Annotated in this window: 15 protein-coding genes; 6 read left to right on the top strand and 9 right to left on the bottom strand. The window is 66.1% G+C overall.

Going from position 1 to position 17,465, the window contains the following annotated elements; all coding sequences use genetic code 11:
• Nucleotides 1-88: 88 nt before the first annotated feature.
• On the top strand, nt 89-2,485 hold the full coding sequence (gene ppsA, locus J2T21_RS05150) for a phosphoenolpyruvate synthase (protein WP_307579158.1): 2,397 nt from the start codon (nt 89-91) through the stop codon (nt 2,483-2,485).
• Between the two features lie 61 nt (nt 2,486-2,546).
• On the opposite strand, the gene J2T21_RS05145 is transcribed toward ppsA, so the two are convergent.
• From J2T21_RS05145 to J2T21_RS05135, 3 genes are read right to left on the bottom strand one after another with little or no spacing between them, the layout of a single operon-like run.
• Nucleotides 2,547-3,326, bottom strand: coding sequence for an IclR family transcriptional regulator domain-containing protein (locus tag J2T21_RS05145; RefSeq protein ID WP_307579156.1), 780 nt, complete (start codon nt 3,324-3,326; stop codon nt 2,547-2,549).
• A 25-nt stretch (nt 3,327-3,351) separates the two neighbouring features.
• Nucleotides 3,352-5,193 (bottom strand): bifunctional sugar phosphate isomerase/epimerase/4-hydroxyphenylpyruvate dioxygenase family protein, encoded by a 1,842-nt coding sequence (locus J2T21_RS05140; protein WP_307579154.1) that lies wholly within the window; start codon nt 5,191-5,193, stop codon nt 3,352-3,354.
• The gene (locus J2T21_RS05135; protein WP_307579151.1) at nt 5,194-6,066 is read right to left on the bottom strand and encodes a shikimate dehydrogenase; all 873 of its coding nucleotides are present in this window, start codon (nt 6,064-6,066) and stop codon (nt 5,194-5,196) included.
• Between the two features lie 156 nt (nt 6,067-6,222).
• Between J2T21_RS05135 and J2T21_RS05130 the strand changes: the two genes are divergently transcribed.
• Nucleotides 6,223-7,584: an MFS transporter gene (locus J2T21_RS05130; protein WP_307579149.1), complete on the top strand. Its 1,362-nt coding sequence runs from the start codon at nt 6,223-6,225 to the stop codon at nt 7,582-7,584.
• 79 nt (nt 7,585-7,663) lie between these two features.
• Here the strand turns inward: J2T21_RS05130 and J2T21_RS05125 are convergent, their stop codons facing one another.
• Nucleotides 7,664-9,031, bottom strand: a complete 1,368-nt coding sequence (locus J2T21_RS05125) for a plasmid pRiA4b ORF-3 family protein (protein WP_307579147.1) — start codon at nt 9,029-9,031, stop codon at nt 7,664-7,666.
• Nucleotides 9,032-9,143: 112 nt separating this feature from the next.
• On the opposite strand from J2T21_RS05125, the gene J2T21_RS05120 reads away from it, so the two are divergent.
• Entirely contained in the window at nt 9,144-9,962 is an 819-nt protein-coding gene (locus J2T21_RS05120; protein ID WP_307579145.1) for an AraC family transcriptional regulator, read from the top strand.
• 17 nt (nt 9,963-9,979) lie between these two features.
• Here the strand turns inward: J2T21_RS05120 and J2T21_RS05115 are convergent, their stop codons facing one another.
• Nucleotides 9,980-10,507, bottom strand: a complete 528-nt coding sequence (locus tag J2T21_RS05115; RefSeq protein WP_307579143.1) for a VOC family protein — start codon at nt 10,505-10,507, stop codon at nt 9,980-9,982.
• A gap of 217 nt (nt 10,508-10,724) precedes the next feature.
• Between J2T21_RS05115 and J2T21_RS05110 the strand changes: the two genes are divergently transcribed.
• Together J2T21_RS05110 and J2T21_RS05105 are read left to right on the top strand one after the other, a co-directional pair.
• Entirely contained in the window at nt 10,725-11,963 is a 1,239-nt protein-coding gene (locus J2T21_RS05110; protein ID WP_307579141.1) for an MFS transporter, read from the top strand.
• A gap of 533 nt (nt 11,964-12,496) precedes the next feature.
• Complete coding sequence (locus J2T21_RS05105; protein ID WP_307579139.1) at nt 12,497-13,177, top strand: HD domain-containing protein; 681 nt, start codon at nt 12,497-12,499, stop codon at nt 13,175-13,177.
• A gap of 408 nt (nt 13,178-13,585) precedes the next feature.
• On the opposite strand, the gene J2T21_RS05100 is transcribed toward J2T21_RS05105, so the two are convergent.
• Together J2T21_RS05100 and J2T21_RS05095 are read right to left on the bottom strand one after the other, a co-directional pair.
• Complete coding sequence (locus J2T21_RS05100; protein ID WP_307579137.1) at nt 13,586-13,759, bottom strand: hypothetical protein; 174 nt, start codon at nt 13,757-13,759, stop codon at nt 13,586-13,588.
• Between the two features lie 81 nt (nt 13,760-13,840).
• The gene (locus tag J2T21_RS05095) at nt 13,841-14,794 is read right to left on the bottom strand and encodes a trypsin-like serine peptidase (RefSeq protein ID WP_307579135.1); all 954 of its coding nucleotides are present in this window, start codon (nt 14,792-14,794) and stop codon (nt 13,841-13,843) included.
• Nucleotides 14,795-15,231: 437 nt separating this feature from the next.
• On the opposite strand from J2T21_RS05095, the gene J2T21_RS05090 reads away from it, so the two are divergent.
• On the top strand, nt 15,232-15,759 hold the full coding sequence (locus J2T21_RS05090) for a very short patch repair endonuclease (protein ID WP_307579552.1): 528 nt from the start codon (nt 15,232-15,234) through the stop codon (nt 15,757-15,759).
• Nucleotides 15,760-15,934: 175 nt separating this feature from the next.
• Here the strand turns inward: J2T21_RS05090 and J2T21_RS05085 are convergent, their stop codons facing one another.
• Nucleotides 15,935-16,765, bottom strand: a complete 831-nt coding sequence (locus J2T21_RS05085) for a polyphosphate polymerase domain-containing protein (RefSeq protein WP_307579133.1) — start codon at nt 16,763-16,765, stop codon at nt 15,935-15,937.
• Nucleotides 16,766-16,767: 2 nt separating this feature from the next.
• A complete protein-coding gene (locus tag J2T21_RS05080; RefSeq protein ID WP_307579131.1) occupies nt 16,768-17,436 on the bottom strand; it encodes a DUF4956 domain-containing protein in 669 nt (222 codons plus the stop codon).
• Nucleotides 17,437-17,465 lie beyond the last annotated feature (29 nt).

The raw sequence follows: 17,465 nt of genomic DNA, 5'->3' as shown, positions 1-17,465 counted from the left end.
GTGGACAGAAACGTCCCCCTGCCCGGCCATCGGCCGCGCTCCGGAGGCAGCAGCACCGCATGTCAGCAATTGCAAAGGAGCAATGACCATGACAACAGACATCCTCTGGTTCTCGGAACTTGGACTCAAAGACCTGGACCGGGTGGGCGGCAAGAACGCGTCGCTCGGCGAGATGGTGCAGAACCTGACCTCGGCCGGGGTCCGGGTTCCCGACGGGTTCGCCACCACGGCCGGGGCCTACCGTGCCTTCCTGGCCGAATCCGGCCTCGACCGCAGGATCGTGGCGCGGATGGAGGGCCTGGACACCGACGACGTCACGGCCTTGGCCGCCGCCGGCCAGGAGATCCGCGACATGATGCGCCGGACGCCGTTCCTGCCGGAATTCGAGGCACAGATCCGTGCCGCCTACCGGGAACTGGTGGACAAGCACGGGGGGTCGGCGGAACTTTCCTGGGCCGTGCGTTCCAGCGCCACCGCCGAGGACCTTCCGGATGCCTCGTTTGCCGGGCAGCAGGAAACCTTCTTGAACATCCGGGGCATCGACAACATCCTGCTGGCCATCAAGGACGTCTTCGCCTCCCTGTACAACGACCGCGCCATCGCCTACCGGGTGCACCACAATTTCGAGCACGCCGAGGTCGCGTTGTCCGCGGGCGTCCAGCGCATGGTGCGCTCGGACATCGGGTCCTCGGGCGTCATGTTCACCATGGACACCGAATCCGGGTTCCAGGACGCCGTCTTTGTGACCTCGTCCTACGGGCTGGGCGAAGCGGTGGTGCAGGGGGCCGTGAACCCCGACGAGTTCTACGTGTACAAGCCGGCACTGCGGGCCGGGCGCCCCGCAATCCTCAAGCGCGGGCTGGGCGAGAAGGCGCTGCAGATGACCTACACCGCCAGCGAGGAGGTCGGCCGCACCATCGACTTCGTTCCGGTTGAACACCAGCTGCGCAACCGCTTCAGCATCACGGACGCGGACGTGGAGACGCTCGCCCGCCATGCCCTGGCCATCGAGGCGCACTACGGCCGTCCCATGGACATCGAATGGGGCAAGGACGGGATCGACGGCGGCATCTACATCCTGCAGGCCCGCCCGGAGACCGTGCAGTCGCGCCGGGTCGCGGGCCGGCTCAGCCGCTTCCGCCTGAACGAGTCGGGCCGCGTGCTCGCCGAGGGCCGGGCCATCGGACAGCGCATCGGCGCGGGACGGGTCCGCATCCTCACCTCCGTCGACCAGATGGCGGACTTCACCACCGGCGACGTGCTGGTCGCCGACATGACGGACCCGGACTGGGAACCGATCATGAAGCGGGCCTCGGCCATCGTCACCAATCGCGGCGGGCGCACCTGCCACGCGGCGATCATCGCCCGCGAGCTGGGGATCCCCGCGGTGGTGGGCACCGGGAACGTCACCGAGGCGCTGGCCGACGGCATGGAGGTGACGGTCTCCTGCGCCGAGGGCGAGGCGGGCTTCATCTACGAGGGGCTGCTTGACTTCAGCCTCGCGGAAACCGAGGTCGACACGCTCCCGCAGGCCCCGGTCAAGGTCATGATGAACGTCGGCACCCCGGAACAGGCCTTCACCTTTGCGCAGCTGCCCAACGACGGGGTGGGCCTGGCCCGGCTGGAATTCATCATCAACCGGCAGATCGGGATTCATCCCAAGGCCCTGCTGAACCTGGAGGACCAGCCGGCGGAGTTGGCCGCGGCCATCCACGAGCGGATTGCCGCCTACGATTCCCCGCGGGACTACTACGTCAAGCGCCTGGCCGAGGGCGTGGCGACCATCGCCGCGGCCTTCGCACCCAAGCCGGTGATTGTGCGCATGTCCGACTTCAAGTCCAACGAGTACGCCAACCTGCTGGGCGGACCCGCCTACGAGCCGCATGAGGAAAACCCGATGCTCGGCTTCCGCGGCGCCTCCCGCTACCTGAATCCGTCCTTCCGAGACTGCTTCGACCTGGAATGCGAGGCCCTGTCCTTTGTCCGCAACGAAATGGGCCTGACCAACGTCAAGCTGATGATTCCCTTTGTGCGCACCCTCGAGGAAGCCGGCGGCGTGATCGGCCTGCTCGCGGAGAACGGGTTGCGCCGCGGCGAGAACGGGCTGGAAGTCATCATGATGTGCGAGCTGCCCTCCAACGCGCTGCTGGCCGATGAATTCCTGGACCACTTCGACGGATTCTCCATCGGCTCCAACGACATGACCCAGCTGGTGCTGGGCCTGGACCGCGATTCGTCCATCGTCTCCGGCGGTTTCGATGAGCGCAACCCGGCGGTCAAGAAGATCCTCGGCATGGCCATCGCGGCCTGCCGGGCACGGGGCAAGTACGTGGGGATCTGCGGGCAGGGGCCAAGCGACCACGCGGACTTCGCGCAGTGGCTGGTCGACGAGGGCATCGATTCAATGTCGCTGAACCCGGACACCGTGGTTGACACCTGGCTGCGCCTGGCCGGCACGGCCGCGGAGGTGCCGGCGCCGCTGTAGCAGCTTCGAAAACGGCGCCTTGGGGGTGCAGCGAGGTCGGCGGCGGGCCGGCGCTGCGCCCCTAGTTCCGTGCCGCGGTGCGTCCGCCGAAGTCGTCGGCGATGTCCTGGGCGGTGCGGCGCATCAGCGGCAGCATCTCCTCGGTGATCGAGGCGGAGCCGATGCGCCCGGGCTGCACCGAGACGTTCAGCGCCCCGAGCAGCTGCGCCCCGCGGTACACGGGAACCGCCAGCCCGCGCAGCCCCTCGTCCAGTTCCTGGGCGACCAGGGACCAGCCCTGCGCGCGCACGGTCTCCAGCTCGGCGCGCAGCTCGGCGATGCCGGACACGGTCTTGGAGGTGTAGTTCCGCAGCCGGGCGTTGTTCAGGAACTCCTCGCGGGCCGCCTCGGGCAGCTCGGCAACCAGCACCCGGCCCATGGAGGTGGCCCAGGCCGGCAGCCGGTTGCCGATGGACACGTTCATCGAATGCAGGCGCGGGTTGCTGATGCGCTCCACGTAGAGGATGTCCTGGTCGTCGAGCACGCACAGGGCCGTGGTCTCGGACAGCTCGGCGGCCAGCTGCGCCAGGTGCGGGCGGGCCACCTGCGGCAGGGTCAGCCCGGAGAGGTAGGAGGCGCCGATGTCCAGCACCCGCGGGGTCTGCCGGTAGGCATTGCCCTCGGCCTCCAGGTACCCCAGGTCCACCAGGGTCAGCAGGAAGCGGCGGGCCGCGGCGCGCGAAACCGAAATGGCCTCGGCCACCTGGGTGACGGTCAGCGCCTGGTGCCCGGCGTCAAAGGCCAGCAGCACCGCCAGCGTCTTTTCCGCCGACTTCACGTAGTAGTCAGGCTGTTCGGCCATGGCTCACCATTCCCCTTGTTCTTCCCTAGTACGTCGTCAGGCGGTTGCGCTCGAATTGCGCGGCAAGCCGGACCGGGGCGTTTGGTGCCCCGTAGCCGTCGTAGCCGCCGCGGCGCTGCACGACCTCGAGGAACATGGTGCCCACGGTTTCGGTGTAGAAATGCAGGAATTCCCCGTGCTCGTCGCGGTCGTAGAGCAGGTTCAGTTCCTGCAGCTGCCCCAGCGTGGCCTCGTCGAGTCCGAACCGTGCCGCCAGATCCTCATAATAGTTGTTCGGGACGGCCAGGAACTCCATGCCGGCATCCACCGCGCGGCGGGCCAGGGCGACGATGTCATCGGTGTGCACCGCGATGTGTTCCGGATACCCCAGGGCACGGTCGGTGGTGTTCTCCAATCCGTGCGGCACGATGTTCAGTGCCAGGCGCACGGTGCCGTCCGCGGTGCGCAGCACCTGGGAGCGGACCAGGCCCATGGGGCTGGGGACCTCGGTGCCCGGGCGGGCCTGGAGGTTCAGCGTGGAGGTGTAGAAGAGGACGGATTCGTCGAAGGCCTGCCAGGGCTGGGCCAGGTTGATGTGGTCGATGCCCGTCACCAGCCCGGTGTCCGCGGGTTTGCTGCCGTTGCCGAATTCCGGGGCCCAGGCAGGCTCGGAGGAGGTGGTCCCGAAGAACACCTCGGTGGCATCAGGCGCGGTGAAGCCGTGCAGCGGCTGCTCGTCCACGGTGTGGTGGCGCGGGACGGCCGGGGCCTTCAGCGCGGTGGCGCGCCGGGTGCCCAGGGCCGCGTCGGGGACCTGGATGCCGAATCCGGAGACCTCCGCGGTGATCCCGCGGCTGCGCTGGGTGTTGATGATGATCCGTGCGTCCCCGGCGCTCCAGAGGGTGACCGGCTTGCGTCGGTGCTGGCCGCGGAAGGTGAAGCCCAGTTGGGCCAGCATCCCGGCCACGGCCTCGGGGTCCTCGGTGCGGATCTCGGCGTAGTCGAAGCCGGAGGGTGCCTGGGCGCCGGGCAGCGCGGCGATCCCCAGCGGGTATTTGGTCGCGCCGTCTCCCAGGTGCGCGATGGCCCGGTCCTGCAGCCAGATCAGCGAGCGCATCCCGTCCACGGCGGTGCGCTCGACGTTGGACTGGCGGAAGACGTCGTTGAAGATCTCCAGCGAGACGATCCCGTCGTAGCCCGAGCGGACCAGGTGTCCCATGAACTTATCAAGCTCGAAGCCGCCCTCGCCGGGGAACACGCGGTAGTGCCGCGACCAGGAGAGCACGTCCATGGACAGCACCGGGGCGTCGGCCAGCTGGACGAAGAAGATCTTTTCGGCCGGGATGCCCGCGATGCCCGCCGGGTCGTCCCCGCGGGAGAGGATGTGGAAGGAATCCAGGCAGAGCCCGACGTTTGGGTGGTCCACCAGTTCAACGATCCGCCAGGAATGCAGGTAGGTGTTCACGTACTTGCCCCAGGCCAGGGCCTCGTAGGCGATCTTCACCCCGTGGCGCGCGGCGAGTTCGGCCAGGGCCCGGATCTGGGTGGCGAACAGTTCGTCGTCGTTGATGGTGGCGGTGCCGACGTTGGAGCACAGCAGGATGGTGTCGATGCCCAGCCGGTTCATGAGCCGGAACTTGGCCTCCGCGCGGGCCAGGTTTGCTGCCAGCGTTGCCGCATCGACGCCCTCGAAGTCGCGGAAGGGCTGGAAGAGGTCAAGGGTGAGGCCCAGGCGGTCGGCCAGGGCGCGGACCTCCTCGGGGGACATGGCCGAGACGGTGAGGTCTTGTTCGAAGATCTCGATCCCGTCGAAGCCGGCCTTGGCGCAGGCGAGCATCTTCTGCTCGAGCGTGCCGGAGATGCAGACGGTGGCGATGGAGGTGCGCATTTACAGACCCGCCTCCAGCATCGAGAGCAGGTGGTTGCGCATGCGCGCGGTGTCCGGGGTGATCGAGGTGATGATCGAGAAGGCATCGACGGCCTGGCCCACGGCCATGTGCCCGCCATCCAGCGTGCGGCAGCCCAGTGCCTTGGCGGCGCGGATCAACTCGGTGTCCACGGGCCGGTAGACCACGTCGCCGACCCAGTGTCCGGGCGTGAGCCCGGCGATGTCCAGCGGCAGCCCGGGGTGGTGGTGCATGCCGATGGGGCTGGCGTTGAGCACGCCGTCCACGCGCGGCAACAGGTCCGGGACCGCCTCCGGGCCGCAGGCCAGGATGGTGCGGTCCGGGAATTGCATGGACAGGGTCGCCGCGCGTTCGGCGGCGCGGGTGGCTTCGGGGTCCACCAGCAGCAGTTCCTGCACCCCGGAGTCCAGCAGCGCGAAGGCCACCGCGGAGCCGGCGCCGCCGACGCCCAGCTGCAGCACCGATCCAAGCTTGGCGCCGGGCAGGCCGTTGGCCAGGGCCCAGGCGAAGCCGGAGGCATCGGTGTTGTGCCCGTGGAACTTCCCGTCGCGGATGATTACGGTGTTCACCGCGCCGATGGCCTTGGCCGTCTCGCTGATTTCGTCGAGGTGCTCGAGCACCAGCTGCTTGCAGGGGTGGGTGATGTTGAAGGCGTTGAATCCCAGCATGGCCCCGGCGCGCAACAGCTCCCCGACGTCCGCGCCCTCCTTGCCGATCTCGGTGAGGTCGATGGGCCGGTAGAGGTAGCGCAATCCGTGCGCGTCCGCCTCGGCCTCATGCATCGGCGGGGTCAACGATGGCATGACCCCGTCGCCGATCAGGCCTACAAGGTACGACTGCGTGCTGGTGCTCATGAGTGTTCCAGTCCTTGAGATTTTTCGCGTGGGGATTGTCTTGGATGTGATTTAGCTCTACTCTAATGGTTGTACGCAATTCGTACAACTGTACGCATTGCGCACAACGAGCCGTTCACCTCCCCCACAGCCCCCAGCTTTACCTAGGAGTATCCGATGCCAAACACCGCGAACACACCGGCGCAATCCGCGCCCGGCACCGGGGGCAGGACGCCGGTCAAGGCCGCCCTGGCCAGCTTCATGGGCAGTGCCGTGGAATATTACGATTTCTTCATCTTCGGCTCCGCCGCCGCACTGATCTTCCCGCACGTGTTCTTCCCCGACGCGGATGCCAACTCCGCGGTCATGTCGCTGGCGACCTTCGGCTTCGCCTACGTCGCCCGCCCCATCGGAGCGGTGATCCTGGGCCACTTCGGGGACCGGATCGGGAGGCAGAAGGTCCTGATGTTCACCCTGGTGCTGATGGGCGCGGCGACGTTCATGATCGGCTGCCTGCCCACCTTCGACCAGGTCGGCTGGCTGGCCCCGATCCTGCTGGTGCTCGCGCGCCTGCTGCAGGGCCTCTCGGCCGCCGGCGAGCAGGCCGGAGCCTCCTCGCTGACCCTGGAACACGCACCGGATGACCGGCGCTCCTTCTTCACCTCCTGGACGCTGACCGGCACCCAGGGCGGACAGATCCTCGCCGCGCTGATCTTCATCCCCGTGGTGGCCATGCCCGACGAGTTCAAGTACACCATCGGCTGGCGCATCCCGTTCTGGCTCTCCGCGGTGGTCGTCATCGTCACCTTCTTCATCCGCCGCTCGCTGCACGAAACCCCGGAATTCGAAAACGCCAAGAAGAACAACGAGATCGCCAAGCTGCCCCTGGGCGTGCTGATCCGCTTCCACTGGCGCGACGTGCTGCGCGTGGTCTTCTGCGCATTCATCGCCGCGGTCTCCACCGTCTACGGCACCCTGGCCATCTCCTACGGCAAGTCCATCGGGCACATGGACGAGTCGGTCACCCTGTGGCTGGTGGTTGCCGGCAACGTCGGGGCACTGTTCACCCAGCCGTTCTTCGGCAAGCTGGCCGATCGGATCGGCCGCAAGCCGGTGTTCATCTACGGCGCACTGTCCTCCGCAGCATTCATGCCCTTCTACCTGCGCTCCATGGAAACCGACAACACCGTGATGCAATTCGCGCTCTCGCTGCTGGTCTTCTCCTGCGCCTACGCCGCGGCCAACGCCGTCTGGCCCTCCTTCTACGCGGAAATGTTCTCCTCCCAGGTCCGCTTCTCCGGCCTGGCCATCGGCACCCAGCTCGGCTTCCTGATGGCCGGGTTCGCGCCCTCCATCGTCGCTGCCCTGGGCGGCCTGGCCCCCGGAGGCTGGGTGGTCATCAGCTTGTTCACCCTGGCGATCGCGCTGGTTGCCTCGATCTCGGCGCTGACCGCCAAGGAAACCTACCGCGTGCCCACGCACCTCCTGGGCCGCACCGCGCACAAGGTCGAAAGCGCTTCCGGCGCCCACGTGCAGTAGCGCCGCGGCACACCGCACACAAGGCCCCGGCGCCTCCCGGTTTCGGGAGGCGCCGGGGCCTTGGCATGAAGCGGAACACTCAGGAGCGCAGCACGGCCAGGGCGAAGGCCCGCTCGAGCCCGGGCGCGCGGCCCCGGTTGCCGTTTTCCAGCACCGCCATGCGGAACGCCTTGGTGATCGCCAGGTACCGGTCCCCGAGCCGGTTGAAGTCCGTATCCTCGATGGTGCGCCCGTCGTGGTGGACGTATTCCAGCAGCCGCATGCCCTCGTTGGTGCGCGCCTCGATGGCCTTGCCATCCGCGTCCCCCTCCCCGGCGGCAGCCAGCAGGGCCAGCATTGTCGCGTCGTAGCTGACCTTGTCCCGGGCCGAATTCCGGGCGCGCTTGGCCAGGTGCGTCCACAGCTTGGCCGGGTCCGCGGCCACGCGCAGCGCGGCGGGCGTGGCCACCAGCTTCTTGCCCTGGGCCTTGAGCAGGCCGACGTCCATGAGCATCAACCGGAAGTCATGGATGCCGTGCAGGTGCACCTCGGTCTTGCCGCCGAACTGCACGAAGTCCTCGTGTTGCCAGCCGATCCCCGCGATCACCTCCGGCAGCACCGACGGGGACAGGTAGCCCGCCGCGGTCAGCGGCAGGCCAGTGCCCTCGCATGCGTTGATCCACCACAGGATCGAGGCCATGGCGCGCGGTGCCTCCTCGGGCATTTCCGCCGTCGCCGGGCGCGCAAACACGTCGATTCCCAAGGTGTGGAGGAACTCGGCCAGCACCATCCGTGCATGCACCGGGAGGGTGGAAAGCCACTTGCCGGTCGCGGTGTCCTGGGGTATCCCGCCGAGCAGCAGGCGCACCCGCAGGTTCGCCGCTGCCGCATCGAAGGCCTCGGGATCCACGGGAGTGAAGTAGCCGAAGTGGGCCCTGAACCAGTCCACGATGTAGCTGCGGTCGGGGTTCGCCGAGGGGACCCGGGACAGCTTGAGCATCTCGTACCAGCCACCCAGTCCCCCGCAGTCCTCCAGCGGTACCCGCAGGGCGCCGTCGAGCACGCGGGCCTCGGGAGCCTCGGGGTCCAGCGGCCGGGAGGATTCCTCGGTGATCAGGTGCATCCAGCTGTCGCCCAGGTCGTACTCGTACCAGAGCGTGCCTCCGGAGCGGGCCAGCGCCTGGGTCAGGGTGGAGCCGGTTTCGTCCTCGCCCTCCAGCCCGTCGTCGATGCTGCTGGCCATCAGCCAGGTTGTTGGCTGCTCGCCCGCTGCGATCTGGCCGCGGATGAAGGGATTGCGGTCCATGTACAGGTGCAGGTGGGAGTTGGTCCAGCCCAGCGCACCCTGCAGGACCTCGTGGAAACGCTCCAGCGTCATGGATCCGTCGACCTCGATGCGCCGCCAGATGGCCGGTTCCGAGCCATGGAGTTGGATATGCAGCGTGTGTTGGGTACGCAGGTTCTTCATGGTTCCAGTCTGGTGCATCGGGGGGGCCATCGGGGCTCCGCGGCGCCCTGTCCCCCGATTTTCCTGCGTCGAACCACGGCTTTCGCCGTGCCGGAGCGACATAATGGCTTCCATGGACACCCCGCGCGGGCCGCTGCAGCCCACAGGAGAAGGAACGGCACACGTCGCGCGCTTCGAGCCTTCGGCGGCGCTGCGCGAGCTGGTGGTCAACTACTGGCTTCCCACCTGGCAGATCCCGGACGGGGCGATCCACGAACAGCGCATCCTTTCCCACCCGGGCTGCAACCTCGCCATCGAAGACGGCATCGGCACGCTCTACGGGCCGGTGACGAGGCTCTCGCTCAAGCGGCTGTCCGGCTCGGGCCGCGCGTTCGGGGTGCTGCTGCGTCCTGGCGCCGGTGCACTGCTGTGCAACATTCCCCTCCCGGAGCTGGTGGACGGCTCGATCCCGGCCCTGGACTGCGGGCTGGATCGCGCCGGAGCCATCCATCAGGCCCTCTACATGGAGGGAACCACCGGGCACCGGCAGCGCCGCGCCATCGAAATCTTCGAGGACTGGCTGGTGGAACGGCTCCCGGGGGGCATGGACGAAGAAGGACTGCTGCTGAACCGGATCTGCGCCGACATCGAGTCCACCCCGGGAATCGGGCGCGTGGCACAGCTCTGCGAGCGCTGGCAGATCGGCGAGCGGGCGTTGCAGCGGCTGGTGCACGCCCGCATGGGCGTCTCGCCGAAGTGGTTGTTGCAGCGCCGCCGGCTCCAGGAGGCCGCGGCGCTCATGGGCCGGGGCACCGGCCCGAACCTGGCTCGCCTGGCCCACGCGCTGGGCTATGCGGACCAGGCGCATTTCACCCGGGACTTCGCCGGCGTCACCGGGATGAGCCCGGGCGAGTACGTGCGACAGGTCCAGGCCGGGTCCGCCGGCAGCTGAGCCGCGCCGGGGTCCAGCTACGCGGTGCCCGTGGCGTTGAAGGTCTCCAACCAGGCCGTGACCCGGGCCTCGGATTCCTCCCGGGACAGGTCTTCCACGCGGGTCATGACGTTCCAACGCCGACCGAACGCATCCACGAAGGTGGCGAAGCGGTCCCCGGAGACGAAGTCGGCGGGTTGCTCAACGGCGGTGGCGCCGCGTTCCAGCGCGCGTGCGAAGACGGCGTCCACATCCTGCACGTAGACCGCAAGGGAATTGTTGGTGTGCTGCGCGTCGGCCGCGACCAGCCCGTACCCCGGCTGCGGGTCCGAGAGCTGCAGGATTCCGTTGCCGAAGTCGAGCTCGGCATGCGAGACGGTCGGGCTGCCGTCCTCCGTCGGGGCACCTGGCATCACCGAGAGCACGGTGGCGCCGAAGACCTCTCGGTAGAACTCGATGGCTGCCTGCGCCGGAGTAACGACGATGAACGGGGTCAGCGCCGTGTAGCCGTGCGGCACCCCGTTGGTCGTGTGCTTGCCGGTCGCTGCCGTGGTTGTTGGTTCCATGGGCATGGTCTCTCACCCTTCAAAAGCCTGGACGGTTGCTTGCCGTTCCATTGAACCCCTCATGCAGGTCCGGCGTCTTGAAGGAATCCGACAGGGTTCCGTGCCGACTCGTGTTCCGGATCACTGCCCGCCCCCCTGGCTCGCCACGACATATCTTCGTATTCCGGTCACTGGCGTGGAAGAATCCGATCAACTGCCCAGCGAAGGACCTGTTCCATTGACCTTGACCCAACCGAGCCTCCAACGCACCGCCAGCGGCAACGCCGCCTGGATCGTGGTGGTGGTTGCCGGCATCACCGCGGCCCTGCATATCTGGAAGCTGCCCGCGGCACTTCCAAGGATCCAGGAGGACCTGGGCCTGTCCCTGCTTGCCGCCGGGGTGTTGCTGGGCATCGTGCAGGTGGCCGGCATGGTCGGCGGCCTGGCGGTGTCCCTGTTGGCCGAGGTCATCGGCGAGCGCCGGACCCTGCTGCTGGGATTGGTCTTCCTGAGTGCCGGGTCGATCTTTGGTGCCCTGTCCATCGGCGCGAACACCCTGCTGGCCTCGCGGGCCATTGAGGGCATCGGCTTCATTGTGGCCACCGTGGTGGGACCGGGCCTGATCCGCCGCCATGCACCGTTTCGCCGCGTCAACCTGGCCGTCGGCTGCTGGAGCGCCTACCAGGGCACCGCGACCTTCGTGGGATTGATCGCCAGCGCCTACTTCCTGCAGGTCGGCACGTGGCAGGCGTGGTGGTGGGTCATGGCCGCCGTCAGCCTGGTGCCGATCCCGTTGGTGCTGCGCATGGTTCCGAAGGACCAACCCGCCGGAGCCGGGGGTGCCAGGGCGGCCGCCGGACGCATCGGCATCACCGCCCGTTCGCCCAAGGTGTGGATCGCCGGGGTGGTCTTCGGCTGCTACACCGTCCAGTGGATGGCCGTGGTCGGGTTCCTGCCTACGCTCTACGGGGACAGCGGATTGAGCGGCACGCACGCCGGGGTGTTGTCGGCCGTTGTGGGCGGGCTCAACGGGGTCGGCGCCATCATCACCAGTATGCTGCTCCAGCGCGGCGCCCCGGCCCGCGCCCTGTTGTTCCTCTCCTTCGTGTTGATGGCCGCGGCGGGCCTGGCGACCTTTGCCGTTGACTGGTCCCCGGTTCCCGGCGGACTGGCCTGGCAGGTCGCTTGCGTCGGGTTCTTCTCGCTCTCCGGGGCCATGATCCCGGCAACCATGACCCGGATGGCGGTGGACCTGGCCCCGGAGGGTGGTTCGGCCCCGGCAGCCATGGGCTTGATGCAGCAGATCTACAACGTCGGCAACTTCACCGGCCCAATGATCGTGGCCTGGCTGGCCATGAGCACCGGCGGCTGGTCTTCGACCTGGTGGATGACCAGCGTCTTCGCCGTCCTTGGCATCATCCTGTCCGCGGTCCTGGTCGGCCGCCGCGGCAGCATGCACTTCTCCCACGCCCAGTAGGCGCGCACACCTGCAATCACATGAAACGCGATGCCGTTGCCCATGAAATGTCCAGAATGATTGCCTAGAGTCGTAGTTGCCTCTTGAAGGTGCGAGTGATGAGAGCACCGGTCGGAAGAATCCCCCCATAATCTTCCGGCCGGTGCTCACCTCTTTAACGGTCGCGTTCGGACGTCCGGGCGAGCCACCACCGCAACCCGTGGACCTTGGATGCCCACGACCGCGGTCCGGCTTGGCCGCGTGACTGAGTTGCTCGAACAACACCTCCGGAACGCGGATGTGTTGGCTGCCCGTTGGTTCCTTCCGTGCAGCCCGAAGCCCCGGGAGCCGTACCCCGTAGTCCTGTTGGAGCCGCTCAAGGTGGAGTCGCAGCCGCCGGGGAAAGCCCCGTTGCCTGTTTGTCGGATCGATGCCCAGGATGAACTCGCCGAGGCCGGGCACTCCATAATTCCTACGTTCGGCATTAATCAGCGATTTCCACCGACGCGAAAACAACCCTTGGGAAAAACAGGTGCAGGTGCAAGTATGTGCCCATGATCAAAGTGCATCCGCAGGCCAACCACTTCGGCCTAGACACCTCCGAGCACATCCCACCCCCGATGCCCGACCTTTTCGAGACCCAGCCGCTTCTGGGTGAAATCTGGGGACGGGCCCGGTCCCTGCTGGCCGTTCGCGACAACGACATGCATACCCTCTACTCCCTGTCCTTGGCATCCGCGCTGCTCGATGAACATCCGCAGGCCGACCCGGGCGTGGTGCTACCTGCGATCATGTTGCATGACATTGGCTGGTCGGAGGTTGAACCGGGGCAGGTTCTCGCCGCAATAGCACCGGGAGGCGGACGAACCGATCTGGTGTTGCAGCACGAAAAGGCCGGCGCCCGGCTGGCCACGGAGATCCTCGAATCCCTCCGCGTGGATCCACTCATCACCAAGCAGGTCGCGGCCATCGTTGACGGGCATGACTCGCGCTCCGAGGCGATAGGCCCCGAAGATGAGATCGTCAAGGACGCCGACAAACTCTGGTTGTTGACCCCGCACGGGCTGGATACCGTCATGGACTGGTTCGGGCTTCACCGCGGTCAGGCCCTACGCCTGTGTGCGTCGCGGGTACTGGACAAGCTATTCACTCCGCAAGCCACCACCATGGCCCATGGACTGCTCGCCTTCGAGCAAGCGAACCTCTGGCCCCGCAGCCGGGAACTCCACCAATGATCCAAGACGCCGGGAATGGGGTCGCCTTCGCGGTGGCGGCCCAGCGTCGGGAAACAGCTGACAAAGCCGGGGGCTTTCGAATCATCGTCCCTCGCGGGTCCTGCCACGAGCAGGCGTCCTCGGCGGGGCGGACTGGAGTGACGACACCGTCCGATGCGGCTGTTGCAAGGCGTCTGCCGGGGACACCTGGGTCAACGGGAGACGCTGGACTTGCAGCCCCGGACATCAGGCTTTCCGGTCGTCTTCCTGACACTCACACCGGACGCCATGGCCAGGCACATCAAATCCATAGGCTCCGGTTCTAGAGTCATTACTACCTCATGAAGGTGCGAGTGATGCGAGCACCGGTCGGAAATATGATTTGTCCCCCGAATCTTCCGACCGGTGCTCAAACCTTTAAGGACCAGGTCAATCCTCGTCGCTGGTCTTCTCCGGGTCGGGCAATTCGATCTCCCGGGGCACAGCGGCCTTGCGCCGATCTTCCGTGAAGTATTCAACCTGTTCTTGGGGCGTCGCCTTCAGTTTGGAGACGGAAGGTGCCTCGCCCTGTGGTTCCTTGTTTGCGTCATCGCTGGTTTCCATGGTGCACGTCCTTAAACGACCGTGGGTGGAATGCCATCATGGCACCCCACCCACGATGCGGGCTACTGGTTCCGTTTGCTTCTAGTTTTGTGCGCTCTGGTAAGCCTGCTCAATGACCGATCCCCAGTATGGACCGAACATCGTGTCGCGGATGCCTCCGTAACCGAAGCTGTTCACCGAGTTCTGGAAACCGTCGGATCCACCGAGGAACCATGGACCACCGGAGGAACCGCCGGTCATGTTGCACGGAATCCCCTGGGACTGGGTCTGTCCGTAGGGATCATCCGTCGCGGTTCCACTGCATGACTGCAAGGTCTCGCCGTTGAACGGCCGTGCGGCCGGGTATCCGAATGCACTGTACGTCAGGCCCCGGGCCTGGTTGAAGGCGACACCCGAGGTGCCGACCTTGTCCGCCAGGCTCACGCCACTCTGGTCGGAGACCACTGCGAAGGCCGTGTCGTAGGTGATGTCCCCGTCATTTGACCACTGGGTCGGAGCGACGAGCTCGGTGGCCGCAAAGGACCCGTAGGGAGCATTGCCGTTTTCGTAGGCGGGCACAAAGACCCACCGGGTAGCAAAGGCGCCCGGACCCTCGTTGACACAGTGGCCGGCCGTCGAGACCGTCGACTCGTTTGCGGAGACAACGGCATTTCCGGAGCACACGTAGTCCGCTCCACCCAAGGTGAAGAACACCTTGCCGATGTGGGAAACGGGGGTCTGTGCCACGTTTTTGCTTGGTTTTCCTGCATTCGGCTTGACCTTGTTTGCGTTTGCGCTTCGCCCGGCAATCTTCGTCGATTTGCCGATATTCAGCGGGGCGTTGGAGGCCGACTTGCCGCGGGCAAGGACGTCGGCCGATTTGGCTTCCTTCATTCGCTGCGGAGTCCAGTAGTCCATCGCCGCATCACCCTGCGTCGCGGAGATCTTCTTAGTGTCGACCGAGTCGGTTTCGGACAGCGGGGCCGAAGTTGCCGTTGACGCGGTCCCGCCGATCAGGGCGCCAGCGAGGAGAAGTGCCGCCACCGTCCTGCTCATGGATTTGGTCTTTGGATTCTGGCTTACGTACTTCGTTTGCAAGTTTTCATCCTGTCCGGTGGCGCCATTGCCACCTTCAAAAGTGTGTGCCGAGGCACCGGGTGCTCAACAGTCAAACACACGCTTCAAACCCTGCATATGGACCTTTGACTATAAATTCCAGGGCGGATCCATCCCGAAGGCAGAAATTTGTGAAACGGTTCCCTGTCCAAAATCAGGGCATTACCCATGAGTAGGCCGTCAACCAACGCTCCCGGTTCTTCCGCAAAACCTTGCATGCCATTCGCCGGGGCCACAGGATTTGGGGCCTCTGCACCGCCAAAACCGGCCACGGCCACGAAGCCGAATCGGTTTGCTTCCCCGATGCGGGAATATGAAGCAAACCGACGGCAAGTAATTCGATGGCGGCAAGAAAATTTTCACTCGGCCGGTTGACCATGACGCATTGTGCATCATGGGTGCACAATCGGTACATGGACAGCATGTCCCAACAGGCGCGCTCGCAACTGATGGGCAGGATTCGCGGAAAGGATACGAAGCCCGAGTTATCCGTGAGAAGGTTGCTCCACGCGGCGGGATATCGATACCGGCTTCACGGCCGCATTCCCCGGGGAACACTCGAAAATCTGAAGAGTGAGCACCCCTCAGCCACACTGCGCGGCGGAAAACTCCCCGGTGCCCCGGACATCGTTTTTAGCGCCCGCCGCAAGGCCGTTTTCATCAACGGCTGCTTCTGGCATCTGCACGATTGCCCCGCAGGCCGGCACGCGCCGGCGACCAACGCCCGGTTCTGGGAAGACAAGCGCAACCGCACACGCGAACGCGACGGGCAGAACGCCGAGGCGCTCAAGGCCCTGGGCTGGGAATCCCTGGTGCTGTGGGAATGCGACCTCGGGGACCCGCAAGCCACCATGGAAACTCTCGCCCGGTTCCTTGGTCCACCCTCGCGACGCCTGAAATCCTAGATTTCGAGGTATTCCCCTTGCTTTGTGGATCGCCGGCTCACCTGTCCCGGTATTTTTCCTGCCGATGCGCCGTTCCAACACCAAGGCATTTCTTGGGCTGCCCTGCACACAGCAACGGAGCGTCGTGGTTCCACCAGTCGATGGTGAAGCCACGACGTTCCGTTGAATCCGCTGCTTAGGCCGAGAATTGCCGCGGGGTGCGTTTCCAGCCGAAGTTCTGCCTGAGCAGCCGGCTCCACTTGTTGGCGGCCAGGTGCGGGTGCAGCAGCGCGATGCCGAGGCAGTACTTGCTCATGCTCACCGGGCGGATGCCCATCTGCGATAACGCCCAGTCCGCCGCTCCGCGTCCGCTGGCGGTCTTCGTCTCGATCACGAACAGGTCCGGGCCATACACCGTGGTGTCCTCCCGGGAGTACACCAGGTTCACGTCGCAGGTCAGCCGCTCCTCGTCCAGGGGGTTCACGAAGGTCCCGCGGACATAGTCGCTGCGCATGATCGGCTCCAAGTGCGGCAGTTCCTGGTTGTACTCGGCGCGCAGTTGCGCACGCAGGAACTCGGTCGCCTCTGGGTTGATGGCATCGCGCTCGGCAAGCTCGTAGGGAATCCGGTGCTTCACAGTCTGCCCGCGCAGCCCCTTGAACTTCGCCTCGAACATGCACAACCCGGAATCGGCGTAGGTGCGCGTGCGGATCTTGTAGCGACGTCGGCGCCCCTGCTTGTGCGCGGTGAACATCTCCAAATCGGGGGTGTCGAAGTACACCGATTCGTAGGTGAACATCCGGCGTCCCTCGATCTCCATGATCCGGAAATCGGGGCCAAGCCGGGACATCAGCTCGGTGAACTGCTCGGCTGAAAGCAGGAACTTCTTATCCACCCGGGTCATCAACGCGGCCTCGCTCACGACCTCCTCAAGCGAGATCGGATCCGCCGCCGTGGCAGCCGAGTCCAACGCCCGGGCGCACGATCCTGCCAGCACCCCGGTCCCGGAACCCTGCATCGTGGTCATGGTTATCGCCCCCGGCGCTGGGCGAGGTCCCGTTCGCCGGCGATGTGCGGCTGCGGTGCGCTTGCCGGGGTCGGGATCGATTCGATGGACGGGGCGTCAAGGAGCTCGCGGCGCTTGCCGGCCACGGTGTTGGCGCGGAAGCGCACGTCCACGATGGTCAGGTCGCGGACCATGTCCAGCTCGATCACCACGGTGCGCAGCACCTTGGCGTTGAGCAACTCGCCCAGCGCGGCGTGCAGCTGGTGCTGTTGCGCATAAGCCGTGTCGAGGGTGACGGTCTGGCGCATGGTGCGTCGGCCGAAGGCCGGGTGGTCGGCGACGAACATGACCAAGACCATGGCCAGGCTCAGTGCCGGCGAGAGCCAGGCCGGGTCCGGGTGCAGCCCGTTGATCAGGCCGATCGCCAGCGAAATGAAGTAGTAGGCGACCTCTTCCTGGGTCAGGGTGTCCGAGCGAAGTCGGATGATCGACAGGATGCCGAACAGTCCCAGACCCAGGCCGGCTCCGGCCCCGGAACCGTTGAGCAGCATCGTCACCCCGAAGATGCCGAAGTTCAAGGCCAGGTAGGCCAGCGCAAGGTCCTTGCGGAAGTGCCGGCGGTAGTAGATGCCACATACCAGCACCAGCATCGCAACCATGTTGGCTGCCAGGGCTATCCAAAAGTTCTGCATATCGAACTCCTTCATCTCAGGTGTTGTTC

This window comes from Paeniglutamicibacter psychrophenolicus (assembly GCF_030812255.1).
In the GTDB taxonomy this organism is placed as follows: Bacteria; Actinomycetota; Actinomycetes; order Actinomycetales; family Micrococcaceae; genus Paeniglutamicibacter; species Paeniglutamicibacter psychrophenolicus_A.
This window is presented reverse-complemented; position numbering and strand designations above follow the sequence as displayed.